Raw genomic sequence first — 23,448 nt, 5'->3', positions numbered from 1 at the left:
CCGGGGCCAGTCGTTACTCTCAGGATCGCCGGCGATGAACCGACGCTCTCAATCTATCGAACCCCACCTGTCAGCAGGCTGAACGGCCCGTTCGGGAACCGTTATCTGCGGTCAGAACACCCGGCCGCCGACGCCGCCGTCCAGCGTCATCGAGGCGCCGGAGATGGACAGGCTGGAGGCCTGGACCGTCTCCTCGCGGTATTCCGTATAGGTCTCCTGACGCCACATCGTCAGGATCTTCACGCCCGCGCCGTAGCGGCGGAGCAGCGAACGCTCGTTGCAGTCGCGTTCCGGCTTCTGGGGACGGCATTCCAGGACACCGCCGCCGACAGGCGTTCCCGGACCCGGCTGACCGGCATAGCTGGCGGCGTAGGCGGCGGCGGCTTCGGCGCTGCGGCCGTACCACAGGCTCTCGCCCTTGCGGCAGCTCACGGTCTGGCCATGGGCGAAATTGATCTGGTCGACATAGTCGGCCCAGGTGAACTGAAGCCGTGTGCCGGCGATGCAGCGGTAGATCTCGCCATCATAGGCGTCGGCGATCTCGCGGCCCGGCTGGACCTGGGACGCGGGGTGCGGGATCTCGCGGTCGTCGATGCAGACGGCCTGGATGACCACGCGGCTGAAGGCCCAGCGCGAGGCGGTGAAAGGCGTGCGAACCACCGAGGCGGCAGCGGCGCCTTCGACGTTCAGCCCCTCGATCACCGTGGGGTAAGGCTGTTCGACGCTGAAATAGGCCCCGCCGTTCGAGTTGACGTAGGTGTCGCCCCGGCCGTGGGCGTTGATCAGCGAACTGTTGGCGTTGGCGTTCGCATTGGCGTTGCCGTTGACGTTGACGTTCACATTGACGTTGAAGTTGCCGTTCCCGCCCGGATAGGACGGCGGCGGCGCAGGCTGGCAACAGCTGCTGGGCGGCGACGGCGGAGTCGGCGCCGGAGGGGGCTGGCAGCAGGCCGGCGGAGCGGGCGTACAGCTGCCGCACTGGGCGACCGCGGAGCCGCCGACGGCTCCGAACGCCGTCAGACCGACGATCGCCGCCAGCCAGGTCTTGATCCGCACCCGCATGGGCTGGGCTCCCCGAGAATTCCGTTCACGCGACCGGTCCGCGAAGGGCGCGCCGGTCCAGCGGGCATTTGACGGCCAAACCCTTGCATTTCCGTTAGCTACGTCCTGCGGCGAGAGGCCTCATCCTTGCGTGAAGGCGGCTGAAAGGCCGCGCCATGTTCCATTCCGGTACGCAGACCCTGATCGACCATTGGACCGCCCTGCCCGAGGCGCGCCGCATTCCCGCGCGCGCCGACTTCCAGCCGATGGCCTTCGGCCCTCTGACACCGCAGCTGTTCATGGTCGAGCGCGAGGGCGCGCGGCTGCGGCTGGCCGGCGCCTGGGTCGAACGGGTGCATGGCCGCGCCCTGGGCGGCGCCGACTGGCTGTCGGTCTGGCGCGAGGAAAGCCGCCCGATGGTCGCCGCCGCCATGGTTCAGGCCATCCGCGAGGCCCGCCCGGTCGTCCTCGCCGCCGATGCCGTGCGCATGGAAGGCGTGCTCGAAATCGTCGTGGCGCCCCTGCGCAACCGCGCCGGAGAAGCGGACCGCCTGGTCGGCCTGTACCAGCCTGTGAACCGCGCGGACCGCGAGGCCGAAGACGTCGGCGCCCTGCACGCCCGCCTGTCGATCGGTGTCGGTCCGATCGCCCGCGCCCCCCTGAGTCTGGCCGCCGTCGACGGCCGCAGGATCGCCTGAACGCGACCAGATGTCGCCATTATCGACCCTTTGTCGATACTTTGAGCACACCCTCCGCGATTGCATCCGCGATAGCTCGCGAGGCCTCCGGATCATCTTGTCGGGGCTGGCAACCCCGACTGCAATGCATTGTAATCTCTTTCATTAATGCGCCACCCGTCATTGCAGGGCGTACAACGCGGGGTTCAATCAAGGCTGTGCGCCCTGCCCCAGACAGGTTTCATTCCGGACGCCGCAAGGCCCCAACCCGGCCTGTTTTCCACCGCCGTCCATTTGACACTCAGTCAATAACGGAGAACACTGCGCGCCATAGACACCGGTGTCATTTTCGAGAGTCCAGCAATCCCAAATAACGGGAACGGACCAGGTGGCAGTGGGCATTTTGATCCTGGGGAGGAACGCTCGAATGACTGTTGTTCGCTCACGCCTGCTCGCCACATCGGCGATGATCACCACCTTCAGTCTCGTCGCGGCGGGGTCCACACTGGCGCAGACCGCGCCCGCGCCCCAGACCGACGATGGCGCGACCCAGGTCGAGGAAGTGGTCGTCACCGGCTTTCGGGGAAGTCTGGAACGGGCGCTCAGCGTCAAGCGCAACTCGACCGCCGCGGTGGACTCCATCGTCGCGGAGGACATCGCCAAGTTCCCCGACAACAACCTCGCCGAGTCGCTGCAACGGATCCCCGGCGTGGCCATCACCCGGGCGGGCGGCGAAGGCTCGCAGATCTCGGTGCGCGGCCTCGGCCCTGACTTCACCCGCGTCCGCATCAACGGCATCGAGGCCCAGGCCACGACCGGCTCGAACCGCGGCCGCGGCTTCGACTTCAACGTCTTCGCCTCCGAGCTGTTCAGCCAGCTGGATGTGCGCAAGACGCCCTCAGCCAATGTCGAGGAAGGCTCGCTGGGCGCGACGGTCGACCTGCACACCGCCCGCCCCTTCTCCCAGAGCGGCTTCGCGGCGGCGATGTCGGCGCAAGCCGGCTACAATGACCTGTCCGAGGCGACCAATCCCCGGTACGCCGGCCTGATCTCCAACCGCTGGAACACCCCCTGGGGCGAGTTCGGCGCCTCCGCCTCGATCGCCTATTCGGAGAAGACGACCCTTCAGAACGGCGCCTCGACCGGCCTGTGGAACCAGGGCAGCAGCCTTGTGCCCGACAGCAACGGCAACCTTGTCCTGACCCCCACCGACGGCGGGTTCTGCAACGTCGCCACCCGTCCGACCCTTTGCGCCGGGACCAATGTGGCGGCCTACAACACGGCCCAGCTGATCACGACCCGGTATCCGCGCTTCCTGCGCTATCAGGACTACCGGCTGGAGACCAAGCGCACCGGCATCACCGCGACCCTGCAGTGGCGTCCGGCCGAGTCGACGCTGGTGACCTTTGATGCCCTCTATTCCAAGTTCGAGGGCGAGCGGAACGAGCGTCAGCTGGAAGCGATCGGCCTGAGCCGCGCGGCCTCGCAGGGTGGCAAGCCGGAGACCGTGGTCCGCGACATCTTCGTCGACGGCAACGGCACCGCCCTCTACATGGCGCTCGACAACGTCGACATCCGCTCCGAGAACTACATCGACGTCTATGACACGACGTTCCAGCAGTACACGCTGAACGTCACCCACGAGTTCAACAGCCAGTTCTCGATCAGTCTGCTGGGCGGGTACGTCAAGAACGACTTCAACAACGCCCTCGACTACATCGCGCAGATGGACCGTCAGAACTCGGACGGCTATTCGTACGACATGCGCGAAACCGGGATGAACTTCCCGGCGATCAACTACGGCTTCGACGTCACCAACCCGGCCAACTGGTACATCGGCCCGACCACCACCGCGGCCGGCGGCACCGGCGCCAGCGGTCCGGACATCCGTCTGCGCCCGAACTGGAACGACAACGTCTACAAGACCCTCCAGCTGGACGGGACCTTCATCCTGACGCCCGAGGTCAGCTTCCTGTTCGGCATCCAGGCCAAGGAATATGAGTTCGTGGGCCGCGGCCAACGGCTGTTGAGCGAAGGCAACATTCCGGCGCTTCCGGCGGGGACCACCGTCGCCGATGTGACCGAGCAGTATTGCGGCTTTGTGGGCCTGAAACTGCCGACCGGCACCCCCAACTGCTGGCTGACGCCCAATCTCGACAAGATCGCCTCCACCTACGACATCTTCTCCAATACCGGCCGCTGGCTGCTGTCGGACACGTTTGCGAGCGCGCGGGGCGACAACCGTACGGTGACCGAGAAGGACGTGGGCGCCTATGTCCAGGCCACCTTCGATTTCCGCGACCGGGGCGCCCCGATCCGCGGCGATATCGGCCTGAGGTACGTCAAGACCAGCCAGGAGTCGGGCTTCTACGCCACCCAGGGCGCGAGCTTCGCCTGGACGACGGCCGGCAAGGACTATCAGGACATGCTGCCGTCGCTGAACGTCGTCTATGAGCCGGTCGAGAACCTGCTGATCCGTTTCGGCGCCGCCAAGGTGATGGCGCGGGCCGGGCTGGGCTCCATCTCGGCGGCCACAAATGTGTCAGTCGCCGGCGGCTCACGCACCGTGTCATCGGGCAACCCGCAACTGCAGCCCTACCGGGCCACGACCTATGATCTGGCGGCGGAATGGTATCCGGCGCGCGGCTCGATCGTCTCGGCCGCCGTCTTCTACAAGGACATCTCGACCTACATCCAGACGGTCACCGACTCGATGCCCTACTCGGCCACGGGCCTGCCCGTTTCGCTGCTGGTCGGCACAAGCGTGGATGCGGACGCCACCTTCCAGGTCTCGTCGGTCGCCAACACTCCCGGCGGCCCGCTGAAGGGCTTCGAACTGAACTACCAGCAGCAGCTGACCTTCCTGCCCGGCCGCCTGTCGAACTTCGGCATCCTGGCCAACTACACCTATGTCGATGCCGAGATTCAGTACTTCCTGAATGCGGCCGGCACCCTGACCACGACTCAGCCGCTGCTGAACCTGTCCAAGCACAACTGGAATGGCACCATCTACTATGAGGAGGGTCCCTTCAGCGCCCGCGTCTCCGCCAACAAGCGGGACCCGTACCTGACGGCCGTGCCCTCGTCCTACGGCGTGGATGTCGCGGGCGTGCATGAGGCCACCTACATCGACGCCACCATGTCCTACCGTCTGGGCCAGATGACCTTCACCGTCGAAGGGATCAACCTGACGAACGAGGTCAACGTCTCCTACTCCGACTCCACGGCCGAACGGCTCAGCGACTACTTCCAGAGCGGGCGGCAGTTCTACGCCGGCGTCCGCTACGCGTTCTGATCCGAACCTCTGCCAGCGGCGGTCCCTGACGGGGCCGCCGTTCTTCTTTCCAGACCCGTCCCCCCACGCCGTCTCACAGAGACCTCCCATGCTCCCTTTCCCGATGAAGCCCGGGCGTCGCGACCTCGCGAAAGCCGGGCTCGGCGGCTTGCTGGCCGCCGCCCTGCCCGTCCCGGTCCTCGCCCGCACGGCTGATGACCCCGCCGACCCCTGGGCCGAGGCGCGGGCGATCCGCGCCCGCATCCGCCCGCCGGTCTTCCCCCGCGCCAACTGCTTCGGCCCCGAGCAGTTCGGCGGCAAGGCCGACGGCGTCACCGACAACACCGAGGCCTTCCGCCGCGCCATCGAGGCGGCCTCGAAGGCGCCGGGCGGCGGTCGGGTGGTGGTCGAGGGCACGGCCGACGGCGCCGTCTGGCTGACCGGCGCCATCCACCTGAAGTCCAACGTCGAGCTGCATGTGTCGCGCGAGAGCACCATCCGCTTCCGCACGGAGCCCGAGGCCTACTTCCCCGCCGTCCTGACCCGCTACGAGGGGACGGAGTTCATGGGCATCTCGCCCTTCATCTACGCCTATGGCTGCGAGAACATCGCCATCACCGGCCACGGGATCCTCGACGGCCAGGCCAGCCGCGAGAATTGGTGGCGGCAGAAGCGGGTCGCCGACGGCACGGAGAGCGACAACGGCCGCCTGCGCCGCTGGGCCGAGGAGGGCAAGCCGGTCGCCGAGCGCGTCTTCGGTCCCGAGGCCACCATCCGCCCGCAGTTCATCCAGCCCTACCGCTGTCGCAACGTCCTGATCTCGGACCTGACCATCCTGCGCTCGCCCATGTGGGAGGTGCATCCGGTGGAGTGCGAGAACGTCACCGTGCGCCGCCTGACCATCTCCAGTCACGGCCCGAACAATGACGGCTGCGATCCGGAGAGCTGCCGCGACGTCCTGATCGAGGACTGCGTGTTCGACACCGGCGACGACTGCATCGCCATCAAGTCGGGTCGCAACGGCGACGGGCGGCGGCTGGGCAAGCCGACCGAGAACCTGATCGTCTCGGGCTGCACCATGCTGGACGGCCATGGCGGAGTGACCCTGGGCAGCGAGATCACCGGCGGGGTGCGGAACGTCTTCGTGGAGAACTGCCGTATGGACAGCCCCCGGCTGAACACCGCCATCCGGTTCAAGAACAACGCCGCCCGGGGCGGGACCCTGGCCAACATCCACGTCCGCGACGTGACCGTGGGCCAGGTAGCCCATGCCGCGATCACCATCGACTACAACTACGCCGAGGGGGCCAACGGCCGCTTCACCCCGGTGTTCGACGGCCTGACCATCGAGCGGCTGACCGTCGGCCGCTGCGAGCGGGTGCTGGACCTGCAGGGTTTCGAGACGGCCCCGATCCGCAACATCGCCATCCGTGACAGCGACTTCGTCCGCGCCGCCGAGCTCGACATCATCGAGCACGTCGACGGGCTCACCTATTCGGGCGTCCGCCGCAACGCCCGGGCCGTCGACGGCCCCTCTCCCGGCGGCCACGGCAACCCCGCAGACCGATCCGGTTGAGGACCCTCATCATGTCGAAACACGCCCCTTTCCTGACGCATCGGGCCCTGCTGACGGCGGCGCTTCTGGCCGCCCTGTCTCCCCTGCCCGCCTTCGCCCAGACCGCGCCGGCAGCCGCATCGGCGCCCGCACCATCCCCTGCTCCGGCCACCGGCCGCGACCGGCTGATCGCCTGGCTCACCGATCTGGCCCGGCAGCATACGGCCGAGCGCCGCGCCGCCATCGCCGCCCTGACCACCGAGGCCGATGCGCGCCAGCGTCAGGTCCGGGTCCGCTCCCTGCTGGCCGAGATGGTCGAGTTCGAGAGCGCGGCGGGTCCCGTGATCTCCGAGAGCGCCGGCGTCAGCCATGAGGACGGCCTCGACGTCGAGCGCGTCCGCTATCAGAGCCTGCCCGGCTACTGGGTCACGGCGAACGTCTTCACGCCCCGAACTGAAGGACCGCACCCGGCCATCATCATCCAGCCGGGGCACGGGGTGGACGGCAAGCTGGGCAACTTCAGCTTCGCCGCCAACTTCGCCCGCGCGGGCTTCGTGGTCCTGAACATGGACATCGTCGGCGAGGGCGAGCGGATCCAGCACTTCGACCCCGAGATCGGCTCGTCCAAGGTCGGGCGGCCGACCGGCGAACACTCCATGGCCTTTGAACAGGCCCTGCCGACGGGCGGCCATGTCTCGCGCTACTTCCTGCAGGACGCCATGCGCGGGGTCGACTATCTGATGGCCCGGCCGGACGTCGACGATCAGAGGATCGGGGCCTTCGGCTGCTCGGGCGGGGGCACGATGACGGCCTATCTGGCGGCCATCGACCAGCGCATCAAGGCGACCGCGACGGCCTGCTACGTCACCGACTTCGACCATTTGCTGGCGCCCGGCGTGACCGGACCGCAGGACGCGGAGCAGTCGATCCCCTTCTTCATCGAGCGGGGTCTGGACCTGGCCGACTGGGTCGAGGCCGCCGCGCCCCGCCCCTATGCCGTGGTCTCCACGACCTCGGACATGTTCCCCATCGACGGCGCCCGCGCAGCCTATGCCGAGGCCAAGCGCTTCTACGGCCTGATGGGCGCGGAGGACCGGATCACCATGATCGAGGGGCCGGGCGGGCACGGCAACCTGGGGCCGATCGCGCCGCAGATCGTGGCCTTCTTCACGAAGACCCTGATGGACAGCCCGGCCGAGCGGCCGTTCACCCCCGTGCCGCTGGGCGACGCCGCGCGGCTGATCGTGACCCCGACGGGTCAGCTGTCGACGTCCAACATCGGCCTGTCGCTACAGCAGGTCATCGCCGCCGATGCGCCGACGGCCCCGACGGTCGCGGGTGAGACGCCGGCCCAGACCCTGGCGCGCTTGCGCGTCGCCATCGCCGACGTCGCCCGCACCGGCGTGAAGCCCGGCGCCGCCCCGACGGTCACGCCCGGCGCGGCGGGCGCCCTGAGCTTCGAGACGGCGCCCGGGATGGAGGTGCGCGCGACCTTCAGCGCCGGAACCGGAACCGGCCGCCGTCCGACCCTGCTGCTGCTGGCGCCCACCGCCAACCCCGCCGTAGTCAGTGCCTATACGGCGGGAGGCTGGAACGTCCTGTGGCTGGAGCCGCGCGGCGCGGGCGGGACCGAGGAGGTCAAGTCGGCCCTGACCGGTGACTGGACCCTGCTGTCGTTGCGCGCCTTGCTGGTCGGCAAGACCCCGGTCGGGATGCGCACTGACGACGCCGTGGCGGCCATGAACTGGCTGGCGACCCAGACCGACGTCGATCCGGCCCGCATCGACGTCATGGGCGCCGGCGCCCTGGGGCCGGTGGCCCTGCACGCCGCCGTGCTGGACGACCGCATCCGCCGGGTCACCGCCGACAGCTCCGTCACCAGCTACCGCGAGTTCGTGGAGCGGCCGATCAGCCTGAACATGGCCGAGGTCAACCTGCCCGGCGTGCTGCGCCGCTATGACCTGCCGGACCTGATGGCGGTGCTGGGCGACCGGCTGACGCTGGTCAATCCGGTCAACGCCATCGGCGATGTGATGACCGCCGCCGAGGTCGCCGCCCGCGCGCCCAGGGCCGTTGTCGTCTTGCGCGGTGCCCGCGATCCGGTCGAAATCCCTGCCGCCAGACCCGCCGCTCCCCGCCCCTGAAGACCTGAGGACCCGCCATGATGTGGAACCGCCGCACCCTCCTCGGCGCCGCCGCCGCGACCAGCGCCAGCGTCGCCCTGGGCGCCAGGGCCCAGACCGCCGCGCCGAGGGCGCCGCAGACCTGGCCGGCGGCCGGTCCGGACCTGACGGGGACGCCGTCGGCGCCGGTGGTCATCCCCGCGCCGGACGAGCCGAGGGGGCTGCTGTCGGACGCGTCCTTCGCCCTCTGGCCCGAGGGCAAGGTCCCCGGATCGCGGGGGGTTACGGCGCGGCGGCTGGTGCTGGAGCGGGGCTCGCCCGCCGCCCACGACCGGGCGGTGATGCACGTCTCCCAGCCCATCCTAGAGGTCTTCCGGCCGGCCAACCCCAATGGCGCGGCCATGGTGGTGGCGCCCGGCGGCGGCTATGTCCGGCTGGCCATCGACAAGGAGGGGGCGGGCGCCGCGCGGCGGCTGAACCAGTGCGGGGTGACCGTCTTCGTCCTCAACTACCGCCTGCCCGGCGACGGCTGGGCGGCCGGCTATGACGCCCCGCTGCAGGACGTCCAGAGGGCGGTGCGGCTGGTGCGGTCGCGCGCGGCCGAGTGGGCGCTCGACACGAAGCGGATCGGGGTCATGGGCTTCTCCGCCGGGGGCCACCTGGCCGCCGCCTCCCTGACCCGCTACGACGACGCCGTCTATGAGGCGGTGGACGCCGTGGACCAGACCTCGGCCCGGCCGGACCTGGTCTGCCTGGGCTATGCCCTGATGAGCGTGGGCTCGGGCGCGGGCCAGTTCCCGGGCCCCGACGCCGAGGCGCGTCAATCATTGACTGAGCGAGTGAAGCCCGGTCTGGCGCCGACCTTCCTCGTGCATGCGGCGGACGACCGCACTGTGCCCGTGGCCAACAGCCTGAACATGTTCCAGGCGCTCAAGGCCGCCGAGGTCCCGTGCGAAATGCACATCTATCAGGAGGGCGGACACGGCTTCGGCTTCAGCCTTCCGGGCGACCGTCCGGCCTCGCATTGGCCCGACGCCTTCGAGGCCTGGGCGCGGCGGACGGGCTTCCTCGGGGCGGGCTGATTGCACTCGAAAAAGGCGAGTGCAAAAGGTGCAAAGCCGGAAGTCCGGTCTGAGAAGTTTGATCCTTTCGATTGATTTCAAATACAAATAATTTCGCCAATGCCTTGCACTTGGTTTGCACTCGGCGTGCACACCCGCTCCCGGAAACAGAGGGTGCGAGGCGCCCGATCCAGCAGTATCGCACGGGCCGGAGTGGTGCCGGACCGAAGGCGACGAAGCGCCCTCAAACCCCGTAGGAGCGGCGCCGGCGATGCTTAGCCGAAAGGCGCGCGGAATCTCTTCGGGCCACGGACATATCCCCGTCACGGGTCGGCGGTATTCCCTCGGTCAAATCGGGGCCCTCGCGGTTAGCGAACCGGGGCGGACCGTGCTAAGGCCCCGCGCTTCGATGAAGGCGGCGGCGACCGTCAGTTTTTTCAGACTTCCAAGGAGTGCGTAAGATGAGCAGGGTTCTGGTGATCGGCGCCGGCGGCGTGAGTTCGGTCGCGGTCCACAAGATGGCGATGAACGCCGACATCTTTTCGCACATCACCGTGGCGAGCCGCACCAAGTCCAAGTGCGACGCCATCGCCGCCTCGGTGAAGGAACGCTTCGGCGTCACCATCGACACCTTCGCCATCGACGCCGATGACGTGCCCGCGACCACGGCCCTGATCAAACAGGTGGACCCGGTTCTGGTCGTCAACCTGGCCCTGCCCTACCAGGACCTGACCATCATGGACGCCTGCCTGGCCGCGGGCGTGAACTACCTCGACACCGCCAACTACGAGCCGCGCGACGAGGCCAAGTTCGAGTACAAGTGGCAGTGGGCCTATCAGGAGCGCTTCAAGGAAGCCGGTCTGATGGCCCTGCTCGGCTCGGGCTTCGACCCCGGCGTGACCTCGGTGTTCACGACCTACACCAAGAAGCACCTGCTGGATTCGATCGAGACGCTGGACATTCTGGACTGCAACGGCGGCGACACCGGCCTGCCCTTCGCGACCAACTTCAACCCCGAGATCAACCTGCGCGAAGTGACCGCCCCGTCGCGCCACTGGGCTGACGGCCAGTGGATCGAGGGCCCGGCCCTGACCAACAAGCAGGTCTATGACTTCGAGGGCGTCGGCCCGAAGAACATGTACCTCATGTACCACGAGGAGCTGGAGTCGCTGGCCAAGTTCTATCCGGAGATCAAGCGCATCCGCTTCTGGATGACCTTCGGCGACAGCTACCTCAAGCACCTCGACGTGCTGGGCAACGTCGGCATGCTGTCGATCGAGCCGATGATGTTCCAGGGCCGCGAAATCATCCCGATGGAGCTGCTCAAGGCCCTGCTGCCCGAGCCGTCGTCGCTGGGCCCGCTGACCAAGGGCAAGACCAATATCGGCACCATCGCCACCGGCCTGAAGGACGGGGTCCAGAAGACGGTCTACATCAACAACATCTGCGACCACGAAGAGGCCTATGCCGAGACCGGCAACCAGGCCGTCAGCTACACCACCGGCGTTCCGGCCATGATCGGCGCGGCCCTGATGGTCACCGGCGCCTGGAAGGGCGAAGGCGTGTTCAACATGGAGCAGCTGGATCCCGATCCCTTCATGGACATGCTGAACAAGCACGGCCTGCCCTGGAAGGTGCAGGAGCTGGACGCCCCTCTGGCGTTCTGATCGGACCGACATGTCGCACACCCCGACCGCCGCCATGGAGACGAAGGCCGGCGATCCCGGCGCCTTCGCGCATTTCGATCTGAACCGCGTCCCCTCGCCGGCCTTCGTGGTCGACGAGGCGGCCGTGCGGCGCAACCTCGGCGTCCTCAAGGATGTCGGGGTGCGCGGCGGCGCGCGGGTGCTGCTGGCGCTGAAAGCCTTTTCCATGTGGTCGCTGGCCGATGTGGTCGCCGAGTACCTGGACGGGGTCTGCGCCTCTGGCCTGTGGGAGGCGCGGCTGGCGCGGGAGTTCTACAAGGGGCACCTGACCACCTATTCCCCGGCCTACAAGCCCGAGGACCTGCCCGAGATCCTGCGGATTTCGGACTCGGTGATCTTCAACACCCCGGCGCAGGTCGCGCGTTTCGCCGACCTGATCGCCGAGGCGCGGGCGGCGGGCGCGGTGTTCGATATCGGTCTGCGTCTGAACCCCGAACATTCCGAGGCCGAGGTCGCCAAATACGACCCCTGCCAGTTCGGCTCGCGGCTGGGCTTCCCCATCTCGCAGCTGAAGCCGGAACATCTGGAGGGCGTCGACGGCCTGCACCTGCACGCCCTGTGCGAACAGGGGTTCGAGCCGCTGTCGCGCGTCTGGGGCGCGATCGAGCCGAAGCTGACGCCCCTGCTGCCGCATGTGAAATGGGTCAATCTGGGCGGCGGCCACCACGTCACCCGCGCCGACTATGACCGCGACGGTCTGGCGGCCTTCCTGAAGGCGCTGGGCGAGACCCACGGGGTCGAGGTCTATATCGAGCCGGGCGAGGCCATCGCGCTGGATACGGGCATTCTGGTGGGCGAGGTGCTGGACACCTTCGAGAACAGCCTGCCGATCGCCATCACCGACATTTCTGCGACCTGCCACATGCCCGACGTCATCGAGGCCCCGTATCGGCCGGCGATGCTGGGCGAACCGGCTGAAGGCGTGCGCTATCGTCTTGGCGGGCCGTCCTGCCTGGCCGGGGATATCCTCGGCGACTATGTCTTCGCCACACCGCCGGTCGCGGGGACGCGCATCGCCTTCCTCGACCAGGCCCACTATTCGATGGTGAAGACCAACACCTTCAACGGCGTCCCCCTGCCCGCCATCGTGCTGTGGAACTCCGCGACGGACGCGCTGAGGGTGGTCAAGGCCTTCGACTGGACCGAGTTCCGGGACCGGTTGTCGTAAGCGCCAAGCCATAAGCGGACTCACAGGGTCGGCCAGCTTTCCTCGTTCGGCAATCGGGTCGGTTGCTTTTAGAGATCGATCTCTTCCCCGAGAGACGCCGCCGATGCCCGCCCTGCCCCGCCGCTTCCACCCCGCGATCCTCGTGGTCGCGGTGACCTTTCTGGCCCTGCTGTTCTCGGCGGGGCTGAGGTCCGCGCCGGGGGTGCTGATGGTGCCGCTGGAGCTGGCCTTCGGCTGGGACAGGGCGACCATCTCGCTGGCGGCGGCGATCGGCATCCTGCTGTACGGCGCGGTCGGGCCGTTCGCCGCGGCCCTGATGATCAGTTTCGGCATCAAGCGGACCATGCTGGCGGGTCTGGCCCTGATGGCGGTCGCCACCTTCGCCAGCCAGTGGATGAGCCAGCCGTGGCACTACATCCTGACCTGGGGCGTGTTGTCGGGCGTCGGCTCGGGCGCCGTGGCCTCGGTGCTGGGGGCGGCGGTGGTCAATCGCTGGTTCGCCACCCGGCAGGGACTGGTCATGGGGCTGCTGAGCGCCTCGACGGCGACCGGGGCTCTGGTCTTCCTGCCCGTGCTGGCCTGGCTGTCGGAGACCGGGGCGTGGAAGCCGGTGGTGCTGGCGGTCAGCGTGAGCTGTGCGGTGCTGATCCCGCTGGTGGCCTTCCTCGTGCCCGAGCGGCCCGAGGACCGGGCGACGCGGCGTTTCGGCGAGGCCGCCGACACCCCGCCTGCCCCGCCGATGAAACAGGCGGCGACGCCCTGGCTGGCCATCGAGGCTCTGGTACGCGCGGGCAAGACGCCGGTCTTCTGGCTGCTGGCCGGGACCTTCTTCGTCTGCGGCCTGACGACCAACGGCCTGGTCGGGACCCATATGATCGCCTTCTGCGGCGACCACGGCATTGCGCCGGTGGCGGCGGCGGGCCTGCTGTCGATGATGGGCTTCTTCGACCTGATCGGGACGACGGCCTCGGGCTGGCTGACCGACCGGTATGATCCGCGCCGGCTGCTGGCGGTCTATTACGGGCTAAGAGGCCTGTCGCTGCTGGCCCTGCCCTTCATCGACTTCGGCCCGGCCAGTCTGACGGTGTTCGCGGTCTTCTACGGGCTGGACTGGATCGCGACCGTGCCGCCGACGGTCAAGCTGGCCAATCAGTCGTTCGGCGAGCGCGACGCGCCCATCGTCTTCGGCTGGGTGCTGGTGGCCCACCAGATGGGGGCGGCGGTCGCGGCCTTCAGCGCCGGGGTGATCCGGGAGACGATGGGCAGCTACAACCCCGCCTTCCTGCTGGCCGGAGCCTTCGCGGTGGCGGCGTCGCTGGTCTTCATCAACGGGTTTCGGCCGAAGCCGGTCGTGGCGACCGCCTGATACGAAAACGGCGCCGCTCGGGAGAGCGGCACCGTCTGTCGTCTGGTTGAAGCCTCGCCCTAAACCTTGGCGGGGGCGTACTTCGGCATGATCAGGTGGATGACCAGAAGGGCGATCAGATAGACCGAGCCCGCCACGATGAAGATCGGGGTGTAGGTGCCGATCGTCTCCAGGATCTGGCCGACGTATTTGGAGAAGACCATCCCGCCGATGCCGCCGATCATGCCGCCGATGCCGACGACGGAGCCCACGGCCTTACGCGGGAAGACGTCGCCCGGCAGGGCGTAGAGGTTGGCCGAGAAGCCCTGGTGGGCCGCTGTGGCGACGCCGATGATCAGGACGGCGATCCACAGGTTGGAGGCCATGGCGGCGAACATGACGGGCACGGCCAGCAGGGCGCAGATCAGCATGGTGATCTTGCGCGCCGCGTTCAGGCTGACGCCCATATGCATCATCCGCGACGACAGCCAGCCGAAGCCGACCGAGCCGACGTCCGACAGCAGATAGATGGCCACGATCGGCGGGCCGAAGGTCTTGAGGTCCAGGCCGTAGCGCTTGCCGAGGAAGTCCGGCAGCCAGAACAGGAACATCCACCAGATCGGGTCGATCAGGAACTTGCCGGCGGCATAGGCCCAGGTTTCCTTGACGGTCAGCAGCTTGCCCCAGCCGATCTTGGCTTCGGTGTCGGCCGGATCCTGTTCGATATAGGCCAGCTCGGCGGCGGACAGGCGCTTCTGGTCGCGCGGCTTGCGGTAGACCAGCAGCCAGATGGGCAGCCAGATCAGGCCCAGGACGCCGGTGATGACGAAGGACATCTGCCAGCCGAAGGCGAGGACCAGCACCGGGACAATCAGGGGCGTGACGATGGCGCCGATGTTGGTGCCGGCGTTGAACAGGCCCGTGGCGAAGGCGCGTTCCTTCTTGGGGAACCATTCGGCGACGGCCTTGATGCCGCCGGGGAAGCCGCCGGCCTCGCCGACGCCCAGCAGCATGCGGGCGAAGATGAAGTGCGAGAGGTCCTTGGCCGCGCCATGGAACATATGGCCGATCTGCCAGATGAGGAAGGCGATGCCCAGGCCGAAGCGGGCGCCGATCTTGTCCATCAGCCGGCCCCAGATGGCGTAGAACAGGGCGTAGGTGGCCTGGAAATAGAAGACGATGTCGGCGTAGTCCGTTTCGGACCAGCCCATCTCCTTGGACAGGGTCGGCTTCAGGAAGCCGATCATCTGACGGTCGACGTAGTTGATCACCATGGCCGCGAACAGCAGCCACATGATGATCCAGCGGTATTTGCCCGGCGCCGGCGCCTTGATCGTGATCGGCGGCGGCGTGGAGGTGGCGTCGGTCATGATGAAAACCCCGTTCCCGTACTGTATTCCTCGCGCGTCCCGACCTGTCCCCGCGTCATGCGGGCCGGCGGGTTGGCGCTACGATGATAGCCCTAGGCTTCGGCCTTGACGACCGTGCCCTTGATGATGCCCACGCCCTTGAAGTCGCAGGTGAAGTCGCTGCCGGCATAAATCCGGTGCACGCCGGTGACGGCGCCGGACGAAACCAGCATCCCCTCGGTCAGCGGGCGGCCGCGTTTGGCGCAGTGGCCCAGCAGGAAGCGCACCGATTCGAGGGCGCCGCCTTCCAGCGAAGGTGAACCCCCGGTTCCGACCGACACTCCGTCGATAGTGCTCTCGACCTGTATCACGGGCAGTTGCGCCTGCCAGTCGGTCAGGGCCGGGCCGACGAAGATGCCGGCGTTGTTGCCGAAGTCCGAGGCCACGATGGGCGGGCCCAGGTCGTTGATGGCCGACAGCGGGCTGCCGGCGATCTCCAGGCCGATGAAGACGGCGTCGACGGCGGCCGTGGCCTCCTCGATGGTCCATTCGGTCTTGGCCGGATCGACGTTCGGGCCGATGCGGATCAGGAATTCAGCCTCGATGGCGGTGAAGCCGCCCTCGATCGCCTTGACCACGACGTCGCCGTCGATCGGCCAATTGTTGCGGGCGAAGATGGGGCCGGCCAGGCGGTGCGTGCCCAGGGCGGCCTGACGAGCCGGGGCGACGCCGCCGACCTTCCAGCCGATGATCTGGTCGGGATACAGGCCGATGGCGATCTCCTGGACCGCATAGCCCTCGTCCATGCTGGTCGGCAGCACGCCCGGATAGTCAGGCGTCGCCCGCGCGGCGAGGCGCGCCGAGACGAAGGCCTCGGCGGTGGCGGCCGGGCCCTGGGCGCCGGTAGCGGCGGCGGCACTGGAGGCGTTCATTGCGCCCCTCCCTTTGAAAACGTCGTCGCGAACACGAAAGACCCTCGATAAGGCGCGGAATATGGGCGGGCATGGAAACCGGTGTCAATGCGGTTCTTGCGACACCCGTGGCGCTTTGCTCCGGACACGGCTATGCCTTGGCGAAACACAATAATGAGGAAGCTTGGGTGACAGACGATCCGCGCGGGGCGAAGCCCGGCAAACGCGCCACCATCAACGACGTCGCCCGGGTCGCCCGGGTCTCCAAGAAGACGGTGTCGCGCGTCATCAACCAGTCGCCCTTTGTGAAAGGCGACACCCGCGAACGCGTCGACGCGGCCATCGCCGAGCTGGGCTTCACCCCGGATCCGCAAGCGCGGGGCCTAGCCTTCCGCCGGTCCTTCCTGGTCGGCCTGATCTACGACAACCCCTCGCCGACCTATGTCGTGAACATGCAGCAAGGCGTGCTGGACGCCTTGAAGGGTTCGGGGCTTGAGCTCGTCGTCCACCCCTGCAACCGCAATTCCGAGACCCTGATCGACGACATCCGGGGCTTCATCGAGCGCCAGCGGCTGTTCGGCGTGATCATGCCGCCGTCGATGTCGGAGGACGAGCGGGTCATCGACCTGCTGCGCGAACTGGACTGCCCCTATGTCCGCATCGCCTCGGTGTCGCTGGACGCGCCGGAATCGATGGTGGTGACCAACGACCATCTGGGCGCCGCCGAGGCCGCCCGGCGTCTGGCCGACCTGGGGCATACCCGAATCGGTCTGGTGCGCGGCCCTGCCCTCTTCCGCTCCTCGACCGTGCGCGGCGGCGGCTTCCGCGACGCCCTGGCGGAGCGCGGCGTGCCGCTGAACCCGGATTACGAGATCGAAGGCGCCTATACCTTCGAATCGGGGGTCGAGGCCGGTCACGCCCTGCTGTCGATGCCGACCCCGCCGACCGCCATCTTCACCCTGAACGACGACATGGCCATCGGGGTCATGCAGGCGGCGCGCGAGCGCGGGCTGGAACTGCCGCGCGACCTGTCGGTGGTGGGTTTCGACGACCTGCCGATGGCTTCGCGCGTCTGGCCGAACCTGACCTCGGTGCGCCTGCCGATCCGCGACATGGGCCGGATGGCGGCCGAGAAGCTGCTGGCCCCGATGCGCGGTCAGGACCCGGCCAAGCTGGACCAGCCCGAGGTCCGACCCTCGCTGGTGGTGCGCAAGTCCGACATCCCCGCGACGCCGAACTAGCTCACCGCGATCAGGCACAAAAAACGCCGGAGACCGCGAGGTCTCCGGCGTTTTTCGTTCAGGCGTTAGCCAGGCCTCAGGCCGGTTCGAGGACCGGGGCGGTGGCGAGGACCGACTGGATGTAGTCGCGGATGCCGGCGTCCGTGGCGTTGGCGAAGAAGTATTCCTGGAACTTCTCACCCGCGATGGCGGCCTTGAGCAGGTCCTGATCGACGGTCTTCAGCACGGTCAGCATGTCGTGGCAGGTGACGGCCTTGAGCGACTTCAGGATGCCGCGGTTCTTGGCCATGATCTCGGCGCGTTCCTTGGGATAGCCCAGGCCGCGCTCGCCTTCGAACAGCTTGCGATAGACGTCCTGCAGGTTCAGCTCGGCGGCCCAGCCGAAGCCCTTGGCATAGGGCATCGAGATGGCGTTGCCGTCGTTGATCTGACCGAACAGGAAGGCGTCGGTCGGGTCGATGACCAGGCCGCAGAAGACGCCCGGCATCGAGTTGGCGGCCAGCATGGAGCCCATGCCGGTGCCGCAGCCCGTGACGACGAAGTCGGCGGCGCCCGAGTTGAGCAGGATGCCCGCCAGCAGGCCGTTCATGACGTAGGTCAGGGAGGCTTTGTCCTCGGCGGCGTACATGCCGTAGTGGAAGACCTCGTGGCCCAGCGGCACGGCGACCGACGTCAGGGCGTCATGGATGGTGCTGCTCTTGGCGGCCTGGCTGTTTTCAACGATCAGGGCGATTTTCATCGGTTTCCTCTTGGTCGGGTGCGGGGCGCCCTGTTCGACTTGAACTCAGGTCAACCTGCGCTGGGGGGTCTGGAATCGGGGAGACGGCTTACACCGCCGCTCCTGTATTTGCATTTGAATATGACACCGGTTACCAACCGTCGCAACGACAGGTGGGAGGATCACCGGATGTACCGCAAAACTTACCATGCCACGCACCCGACGTCGATGGCGGGCGCCACGACCGAAGACCTGCGTGATCGCTACCTGATCCAGGAGCTGTTCGCTCCGGGCGAGCTGCGTCTGAACTACACCCATATGGACCGGATGGTGATCGGCGGGGCCGACCCGGCCGGCGGCAGCGTCAGCCTGCCCGTCCAGACCGAGCCGGAATCGGCGGCGGGCAAGCCCTATCTGGAGCGCCGCGAACTGGGCGCCATCAACGTCGGCCAGACCGAGGGGACGATCACCGTTGACGGCCGGACCTTCACCCTGAAGCCCAAGGACGGCCTCTATATCCCGATGGGCTCGGCGGAGGTCAGCTTCGCCGGCGAGACCCGCTTCTATCTGGTCTCCACCCCGGCCCACGCGGCCTATGAGGTGCAGCAGATCTCCATCGACCAGGCCATTTCGATGGAGCGCGGGTCGCTCGAGACCTCTAACCACCGGACCATCTACCAGTACATCATCCCGGGCGTGTGCAAGTCCTGCCAGCTGGTCATGGGGCTGACGATGCTGAAGCCCGGCAGCGTCTGGAACACCATGCCGCCGCACGTGCACGAGCGCCGTTCCGAGGCCTATTTCTATTTCGAACTGGGCGACGAGAACCGCCTCTATCACTTCATGGGCCGCCCCGACGCCCAGCGACATATCGTCATGGCCGACAGTGAGGCCGTGATCAGCCCGTCATGGTCGATCCATATGGGTGCGGGAACTTCCAACTACACCTTCATCTGGGCCATGGGCGGCGAGAACGTCGACTATACCGACATGAACGTGCTCGATATCTGTCAACTCAAGTAGGCCTGTCATGACCAATCCGTTCAGCCTTGAAGGCAAGGTCGCCCTCGTCACCGGCGGCAATGTGGGCATCGGTCAGGGCATCGCCCTGGCCCTGGCCGACGCCGGCGCCGACATCGCCTCGGTCGCCCGCCGCGCCTCGGACGACACGGTCGGCAAGGTGCTGGCCAAGGGCCGCCGCGCCATCTCGATCCAGGCCGACCTGATGTCGATGGAGCCGATCGGCCGCATCATCGAGGAAGCCGAGAAGGGCCTGGGGCCCATCGACATCCTGATCAACAACGCCGGCATCATCCGCCGCAACGACGCGGTCGATTTCACCGAGCAGGACTGGGACGACGTGATGAACGTCAACCTGAAGACCGTCTTCTTCCTGAGCCAGGCCGTGGTGAAGACCATGATCGCCGGCAAGCGCGGCGGGAAGATCGTCAACACCGCCTCCATGCTGTCCTACCAGGGCGGCATCCGCGTGCCCTCCTACACCGCGTCCAAGTCCGGCGTCGCGGGCCTGACCAAGCTGATGGCCAATGAGTGGGCGAAGCACGGGATCAACGCCAACGCCATCGCCCCCGGCTATTTCGCCACCGACAACACCCAGGCCCTGCAGGACGACCCGGTGCGTTCGAAAGAGATCCTGGGCCGTATCCCGGCCGGACGCTGGGGCGATCCCTCGGACATCGGCGGCGCCGCGGTCTTCCTGTCGTCGAGCGCGTCGGACTATGTGCAGGGCATCACCCTGCCGGTCGACGGCGGCTGGCTGGCGCGCTGATACCGCGCTAGCGTCCCGACCATGACCGCGAAAACCATCCTCTGCTTCGGCGAAATGCTGCTGCGTCTGAACCCGCCCGAGGGCGAGCTTCTTATGCAAGGCAACACCCTGACGGTCCGCCCGGGCGGCGCCGAGGCCAATGTGGCCGTGTCCCTGGCCCGCTTCGGCGCGCCCGTGGCCGCCGCGACCGTCCTGCCCGACAATGCGCTGGGCTATGGCGTGCGCGACGAGCTGCGCAAGCATGGCGTGGACACCTCGGGCGTCGAATTCCGCCCCGGCCGGATGGGGCTGTATTTCATGACGCCGGGGGCCGTGCGCCGTCCGGCCGATGTGCTCTACGACCGCGCCGGCTCGGCCTTCGTGCAGAACGTGGACACGGCCTTCGACTGGCCGGCCCTGCTGGAGGGCGTCGAGTGGCTGCACGTCTCGGGCGTGACCCCGGCGGTCGGTCCGACCGGCACCCGCGCGGCCATTCAGGCGGTGGACGCCGCCGCCAGGGCCGGCGTGAAGGTCTCCTTCGACGGCAATTTCCGCGGCAAGCTGTGGGGCGAATGGGCGGGCGATCCGCCGAAGACGCTCGGTCACATGCTGTCGACCGCCTCGATCGCCTTCGCCGACGAGCGCGACTTCGCCCTGGTGCTGGGCAAGACCTTCGTCTCCGACGATCCGCATGAGCGGCGCCGGATGGCGGCGCTGGCGGCCTTCGAGGCCTTCCCGAAGCTGGAGCGCATCTGCTGCACCCTGCGCGTTCAGGAGAGCGTGGCGGATCAGGCCCTGTCGGCGGTGATGCTGACGCGGGAGGGCGAGGTCCATGCCGATCCGATCCACCTGACCGGCGTCATCGACCGGGTCGGGGGCGGCGACGCCTTCGCCTCGGGCGTGCTGTTCGGCGTCTGGAGCGGCTGGTCGGATGAAGAGGCCCTGGCCTTCGGCCTGGCCGCCGCCGGGCTGAAGCATTCGGTGCACGGGGACTTCAACCTGTTCACCGCCGCCGAGGTCCGCGCCGCCATGGACGCCGACGGGTTCGACATCAAACGCTAGGTTTCCTCACCATCGCTCTTGCGATGGGGAGGGGGACCGCCCGCCACCTGGCGGGTGGTGGAGGGGGTTCTCTGACGAACCAGACTCCGCCTTTGACGGCCACGCCGAAAGCAAGAACCCCCTCCACCACGGCGCAAGCGCGCCGCGGTCCCCCTCCCCACGCTCCGCGTGGTGAGGACAACTAAGCCGGCGTCTGGGCCCACAAATGATACATCCCGGCGAACAGGCCGGGATGGTCGGCCTCGACCGCGTCCCAGAGAGTCAGGTCGAGGAGGTCGGCGGCCGGGCCGTGACGCTCGCGGAAGCGGGCCATGGCCTCTTCCGGCGCGTCGAAGCCGACGAGGGTCAGGCCGGCGCCGGCCAGCAACGCGGCGAGGCCTGAGGGGTCATAGGCCCGTTCCTGCACATGGAAACACAGGTCGCGGCAGCCGCTGAGGCTGTAGAAGTCGTCGCTGGTCCGCAAGGGCGCGAGCGGCGAGGTCGCGGGGGCGTCGAGGACGATCTCGCGGAAGGCGCGGATGTCGTCGGGCGTCGCGGTCAGGCCGCGGGCGCGAATCTCCGCCTGGGCCGCGCGGACGGCTGAGCGGGCGCGCTCGCTGTAGAGGCCGAGGCGGATGAAGCCACCGGGCCGAAGCGTGCGGACCACCGAAGCCAGCCCGGCCGCCGGATCGTCCATATGGTGCAGGACCCCGGTCGAGACGGCGACGTCGAACGCGCCCTCCAGTGCATCCAGATCCAGAATATCGCCCTGGCGGAAGTCGATGGCGCGGACACCCAGCTCGGTCGCCATGCGCGCGCCATAGGCGAGGCTGGGGCGGCTGAGGTCCAGCGCCGTGATCCTCAGCGTCGGGTCGGTGCGGGCCAGGTCGATGGCCTCATAGCCCGTGCCGCAGCCGGCGATCAGCAGCCGACGGGCGGGGCCTGCGTCCTCCACGCCGGGAAGCGCCGCGATGACCGAGGCCAGTGGTCGCGGCTCCGGCGTCGGGGGCTCGGACCAGCGGGGATAAGGGTTGAGTTCGTACTGGCCGCGGACGGCGGCGGAGACGGCATCCTCGGCGTCTGACGCGCCGGTGCCGGTCAGGGTCGGGAAGGCGCGGGCCAGCCGTCGCTCGACCACGAGATCGTCGAGGGTGCGTTTGATCAGAACGGCTCCGAGGCCGCCGGGGACGGCCGCCAGCCGCTCCATCAGCTCGGGGGCCGGGCTAAGGTGGGCAAGCGGCGCCGACAGGGTCCGGAGCAGCGGGTCACTGGCCTCGAAAGCCGGCGCCAGATACTCCCCGGCGAAGGCCTGGAGCGCGAGGGCGCAGGCCAAGGGCTCCAGCGGGGCCGGGACCCTCCCCTCCCCGACACGTGCGATCAGGGCCGTGCGGAGGGCAAGGAGCCGGGCCTCCATGGCAGCCTCGACATTCAGGCACAGCGACAGGAAGGCCAGCCAGAGCGGGTCGCGAGCGATGGCGTCGAGGTCGGCGGAAGCGGCGCCCGAGGCCTCGCGGGCCAGCAGCAGTTCGGCGGTAACGCGGGCCAGGGCCTGATGCTCGACGGCGGGTTCGGCGAAACAGGCCAGCAGGTCCTGCTCCAGCTTCGGATGATACGTCCGCCCCGAGAAGGCGCCGAGCTGGGCGGCGAAAGCGGCGGCGAGGCGGCCGCGGTTCGCTTCGTCTACGGCGCGCAGGCCGGTGCTGAGGACCTGTGTCGCCAGACCCCGGTCGCCCTGACGGATCAGGATGCGGGCGGCGCCGAGCCAGGCGGGGGCGGTGCGAGGATGCTGCTGGGCGCAGGCCTTGAAGGTCTGGAAGGCGGCCGCGTCGTCGCCTGAACACTCCTGCGCCTTGGCTTTGCGCAGAAGGGTCTCGGCGACGATGGCGTCGGGGTCGGGGTCGGTCATCGTGCAGGGGCCGTGAGCCGCGTCGCCATCTCGCGCACATCGGCGGGCCAGCCGGCGGTCGAAGCGTCGAACCCCGGCCAGTCGTCGGCGAACAGGGCGCGGACGGCGGCTTCGTAGGCCGGGCGATCGCCGGCCATGGCGGTCATGAAGCGGTAAGCCGCCTCCTTCGCCTTGCGGGCGCGGTCGGGGCCCTCGGCCTCCCGCAGGGCGCCCTCGACCAGTTTGCGCAGGGCGACCGATGCGCCGCCGGGCTGGGCCGCCAGCCAGTCCCAGTGGCGCGGCAGGAGGGTGACCTCGCGGGCGGTGACGCCGAGTCTGGGACGGCCGGGGCCTCGCTTTTCTTCGACGGGGACCGGCAGGCGGGCGAGGACGGCGTCGAGGTCGCCGCGCAGGTCGAACTCGACGGGTCGGGCGTCGGCGTCGTCGAAGATCAGGACGCTCTCACCGGCCTCGGTCGCGGCTTTCACAGCCGGGACAACGTCGCGCGGCGCCCCCGAGGCGATGCGGCGGTCTCCGGCGAAGGCTGTGCAGCTGAGGGTCATCCAGAGGATTTACCCGGGGGAT

Annotated in this window: 18 protein-coding genes; 12 read left to right on the top strand and 6 right to left on the bottom strand. The window is 68.2% G+C overall.

Annotated features, from left to right (window positions below; translation table 11 throughout):
• Positions 1-111: 111 nt before the first annotated feature.
• The gene (locus AC1ROD_RS18230) at positions 112-1,062 is read right to left on the bottom strand and encodes a hypothetical protein (RefSeq protein WP_492949670.1); all 951 of its coding nucleotides are present in this window, start codon (positions 1,060-1,062) and stop codon (positions 112-114) included.
• A gap of 155 nt (positions 1,063-1,217) precedes the next feature.
• Here AC1ROD_RS18230 and AC1ROD_RS18225 point away from each other — a divergent pair, with 155 nt between their 5' ends.
• From AC1ROD_RS18225 to AC1ROD_RS18190, 8 genes are all read left to right on the top strand, one after another.
• Entirely contained in the window at positions 1,218-1,739 is a 522-nt protein-coding gene (locus AC1ROD_RS18225) for a PAS domain-containing protein (protein WP_492949669.1), read from the top strand.
• Positions 1,740-2,145: 406 nt separating this feature from the next.
• Positions 2,146-5,013, top strand: coding sequence for a TonB-dependent receptor (locus tag AC1ROD_RS18220; RefSeq protein ID WP_492949668.1), 2,868 nt, complete (start codon positions 2,146-2,148; stop codon positions 5,011-5,013).
• Positions 5,014-5,101: 88 nt separating this feature from the next.
• The gene (locus tag AC1ROD_RS18215; protein WP_492949667.1) at positions 5,102-6,568 is read left to right on the top strand and encodes a glycoside hydrolase family 28 protein; all 1,467 of its coding nucleotides are present in this window, start codon (positions 5,102-5,104) and stop codon (positions 6,566-6,568) included.
• 11 nt (positions 6,569-6,579) lie between these two features.
• Positions 6,580-8,691: an alpha/beta hydrolase family protein gene (locus AC1ROD_RS18210; RefSeq protein ID WP_492949666.1), complete on the top strand. Its 2,112-nt coding sequence runs from the start codon at positions 6,580-6,582 to the stop codon at positions 8,689-8,691.
• A 17-nt stretch (positions 8,692-8,708) separates the two neighbouring features.
• Positions 8,709-9,752: an alpha/beta hydrolase gene (locus AC1ROD_RS18205; RefSeq protein WP_492949665.1), complete on the top strand. Its 1,044-nt coding sequence runs from the start codon at positions 8,709-8,711 to the stop codon at positions 9,750-9,752.
• Positions 9,753-10,192: 440 nt separating this feature from the next.
• The gene (locus AC1ROD_RS18200; RefSeq protein WP_492949664.1) at positions 10,193-11,398 is read left to right on the top strand and encodes a saccharopine dehydrogenase family protein; all 1,206 of its coding nucleotides are present in this window, start codon (positions 10,193-10,195) and stop codon (positions 11,396-11,398) included.
• Between the two features lie 10 nt (positions 11,399-11,408).
• Positions 11,409-12,605 (top strand): carboxynorspermidine decarboxylase, encoded by a 1,197-nt coding sequence (locus AC1ROD_RS18195; protein WP_492949663.1) that lies wholly within the window; start codon positions 11,409-11,411, stop codon positions 12,603-12,605.
• 103 nt (positions 12,606-12,708) lie between these two features.
• Entirely contained in the window at positions 12,709-13,971 is a 1,263-nt protein-coding gene (locus tag AC1ROD_RS18190; protein ID WP_492949662.1) for an MFS transporter, read from the top strand.
• Between the two features lie 59 nt (positions 13,972-14,030).
• Here the strand turns inward: AC1ROD_RS18190 and AC1ROD_RS18185 are convergent, their stop codons facing one another.
• On the bottom strand, positions 14,031-15,320 hold the full coding sequence (locus tag AC1ROD_RS18185) for an MFS transporter (protein WP_492949661.1): 1,290 nt from the start codon (positions 15,318-15,320) through the stop codon (positions 14,031-14,033).
• Between the two features lie 92 nt (positions 15,321-15,412).
• Positions 15,413-16,231 (bottom strand): 2-keto-4-pentenoate hydratase, encoded by an 819-nt coding sequence (locus tag AC1ROD_RS18180; RefSeq protein WP_492949660.1) that lies wholly within the window; start codon positions 16,229-16,231, stop codon positions 15,413-15,415.
• 167 nt (positions 16,232-16,398) lie between these two features.
• Between AC1ROD_RS18180 and AC1ROD_RS18175 the strand changes: the two genes are divergently transcribed.
• Positions 16,399-17,451: a LacI family DNA-binding transcriptional regulator gene (locus tag AC1ROD_RS18175; RefSeq protein ID WP_492949659.1), complete on the top strand. Its 1,053-nt coding sequence runs from the start codon at positions 16,399-16,401 to the stop codon at positions 17,449-17,451.
• A gap of 76 nt (positions 17,452-17,527) precedes the next feature.
• Here the strand turns inward: AC1ROD_RS18175 and AC1ROD_RS18170 are convergent, their stop codons facing one another.
• Entirely contained in the window at positions 17,528-18,190 is a 663-nt protein-coding gene (locus tag AC1ROD_RS18170) for an RpiB/LacA/LacB family sugar-phosphate isomerase (protein ID WP_492949658.1), read from the bottom strand.
• Between the two features lie 168 nt (positions 18,191-18,358).
• Between AC1ROD_RS18170 and kduI the strand changes: the two genes are divergently transcribed.
• The 3 genes from kduI to AC1ROD_RS18155 are packed head-to-tail and all read left to right on the top strand — an operon-like array spanning position 18,359 to position 20,999.
• On the top strand, positions 18,359-19,192 hold the full coding sequence (kduI, locus tag AC1ROD_RS18165) for a 5-dehydro-4-deoxy-D-glucuronate isomerase (protein WP_492949657.1): 834 nt from the start codon (positions 18,359-18,361) through the stop codon (positions 19,190-19,192).
• Positions 19,193-19,199: 7 nt separating this feature from the next.
• A complete protein-coding gene (gene kduD / locus AC1ROD_RS18160; protein ID WP_492949656.1) occupies positions 19,200-19,958 on the top strand; it encodes a 2-dehydro-3-deoxy-D-gluconate 5-dehydrogenase KduD in 759 nt (252 codons plus the stop codon).
• Between the two features lie 21 nt (positions 19,959-19,979).
• Entirely contained in the window at positions 19,980-20,999 is a 1,020-nt protein-coding gene (locus AC1ROD_RS18155; protein ID WP_492949655.1) for a PfkB family carbohydrate kinase, read from the top strand.
• 181 nt (positions 21,000-21,180) lie between these two features.
• Here the strand turns inward: AC1ROD_RS18155 and AC1ROD_RS18150 are convergent, their stop codons facing one another.
• Positions 21,181-22,884, bottom strand: a complete 1,704-nt coding sequence (locus AC1ROD_RS18150) for a class I SAM-dependent methyltransferase (protein WP_492949654.1) — start codon at positions 22,882-22,884, stop codon at positions 21,181-21,183.
• The gene (locus AC1ROD_RS18145) at positions 22,881-23,426 is read right to left on the bottom strand and encodes a DUF2239 family protein (RefSeq protein ID WP_492949653.1); all 546 of its coding nucleotides are present in this window, start codon (positions 23,424-23,426) and stop codon (positions 22,881-22,883) included. The genes AC1ROD_RS18150 and AC1ROD_RS18145 overlap by 4 nt, the downstream gene beginning before the upstream one ends.
• Positions 23,427-23,448: the final 22 nt, after the last annotated feature.

Source organism: Brevundimonas sp. GW821-FHT12E07, assembly GCF_058807035.1.
Note: the sequence above shows the minus strand (reverse complement) of the source record. Positions and strands in the feature narration are given on the sequence as shown.

Coding starts and splice junctions, on each gene's coding strand:
- AC1ROD_RS18230 (WP_492949670.1), bottom strand. CDS start 1,062: ATGCGGGTGCGGATCAAGACCTGGCTGGCGGCGATCGTCGGTCTGACG.
- AC1ROD_RS18225 (WP_492949669.1), top strand. CDS start 1,218: ATGTTCCATTCCGGTACGCAGACCCTGATCGACCATTGGACCGCCCTG.
- AC1ROD_RS18220 (WP_492949668.1), top strand. CDS start 2,146: ATGACTGTTGTTCGCTCACGCCTGCTCGCCACATCGGCGATGATCACC.
- AC1ROD_RS18215 (WP_492949667.1), top strand. CDS start 5,102: ATGCTCCCTTTCCCGATGAAGCCCGGGCGTCGCGACCTCGCGAAAGCC.
- AC1ROD_RS18210 (WP_492949666.1), top strand. CDS start 6,580: ATGTCGAAACACGCCCCTTTCCTGACGCATCGGGCCCTGCTGACGGCG.
- AC1ROD_RS18205 (WP_492949665.1), top strand. CDS start 8,709: ATGATGTGGAACCGCCGCACCCTCCTCGGCGCCGCCGCCGCGACCAGC.
- AC1ROD_RS18200 (WP_492949664.1), top strand. CDS start 10,193: ATGAGCAGGGTTCTGGTGATCGGCGCCGGCGGCGTGAGTTCGGTCGCG.
- AC1ROD_RS18195 (WP_492949663.1), top strand. CDS start 11,409: ATGTCGCACACCCCGACCGCCGCCATGGAGACGAAGGCCGGCGATCCC.
- AC1ROD_RS18190 (WP_492949662.1), top strand. CDS start 12,709: ATGCCCGCCCTGCCCCGCCGCTTCCACCCCGCGATCCTCGTGGTCGCG.
- AC1ROD_RS18185 (WP_492949661.1), bottom strand. CDS start 15,320: ATGACCGACGCCACCTCCACGCCGCCGCCGATCACGATCAAGGCGCCG.
- AC1ROD_RS18180 (WP_492949660.1), bottom strand. CDS start 16,231: ATGAACGCCTCCAGTGCCGCCGCCGCTACCGGCGCCCAGGGCCCGGCC.
- AC1ROD_RS18170 (WP_492949658.1), bottom strand. CDS start 18,190: ATGAAAATCGCCCTGATCGTTGAAAACAGCCAGGCCGCCAAGAGCAGC.
- kduI (WP_492949657.1), top strand. CDS start 18,359: ATGTACCGCAAAACTTACCATGCCACGCACCCGACGTCGATGGCGGGC.
- kduD (WP_492949656.1), top strand. CDS start 19,200: ATGACCAATCCGTTCAGCCTTGAAGGCAAGGTCGCCCTCGTCACCGGC.
- AC1ROD_RS18155 (WP_492949655.1), top strand. CDS start 19,980: ATGACCGCGAAAACCATCCTCTGCTTCGGCGAAATGCTGCTGCGTCTG.
- AC1ROD_RS18150 (WP_492949654.1), bottom strand. CDS start 22,884: ATGACCGACCCCGACCCCGACGCCATCGTCGCCGAGACCCTTCTGCGC.
- AC1ROD_RS18145 (WP_492949653.1), bottom strand. CDS start 23,426: ATGACCCTCAGCTGCACAGCCTTCGCCGGAGACCGCCGCATCGCCTCG.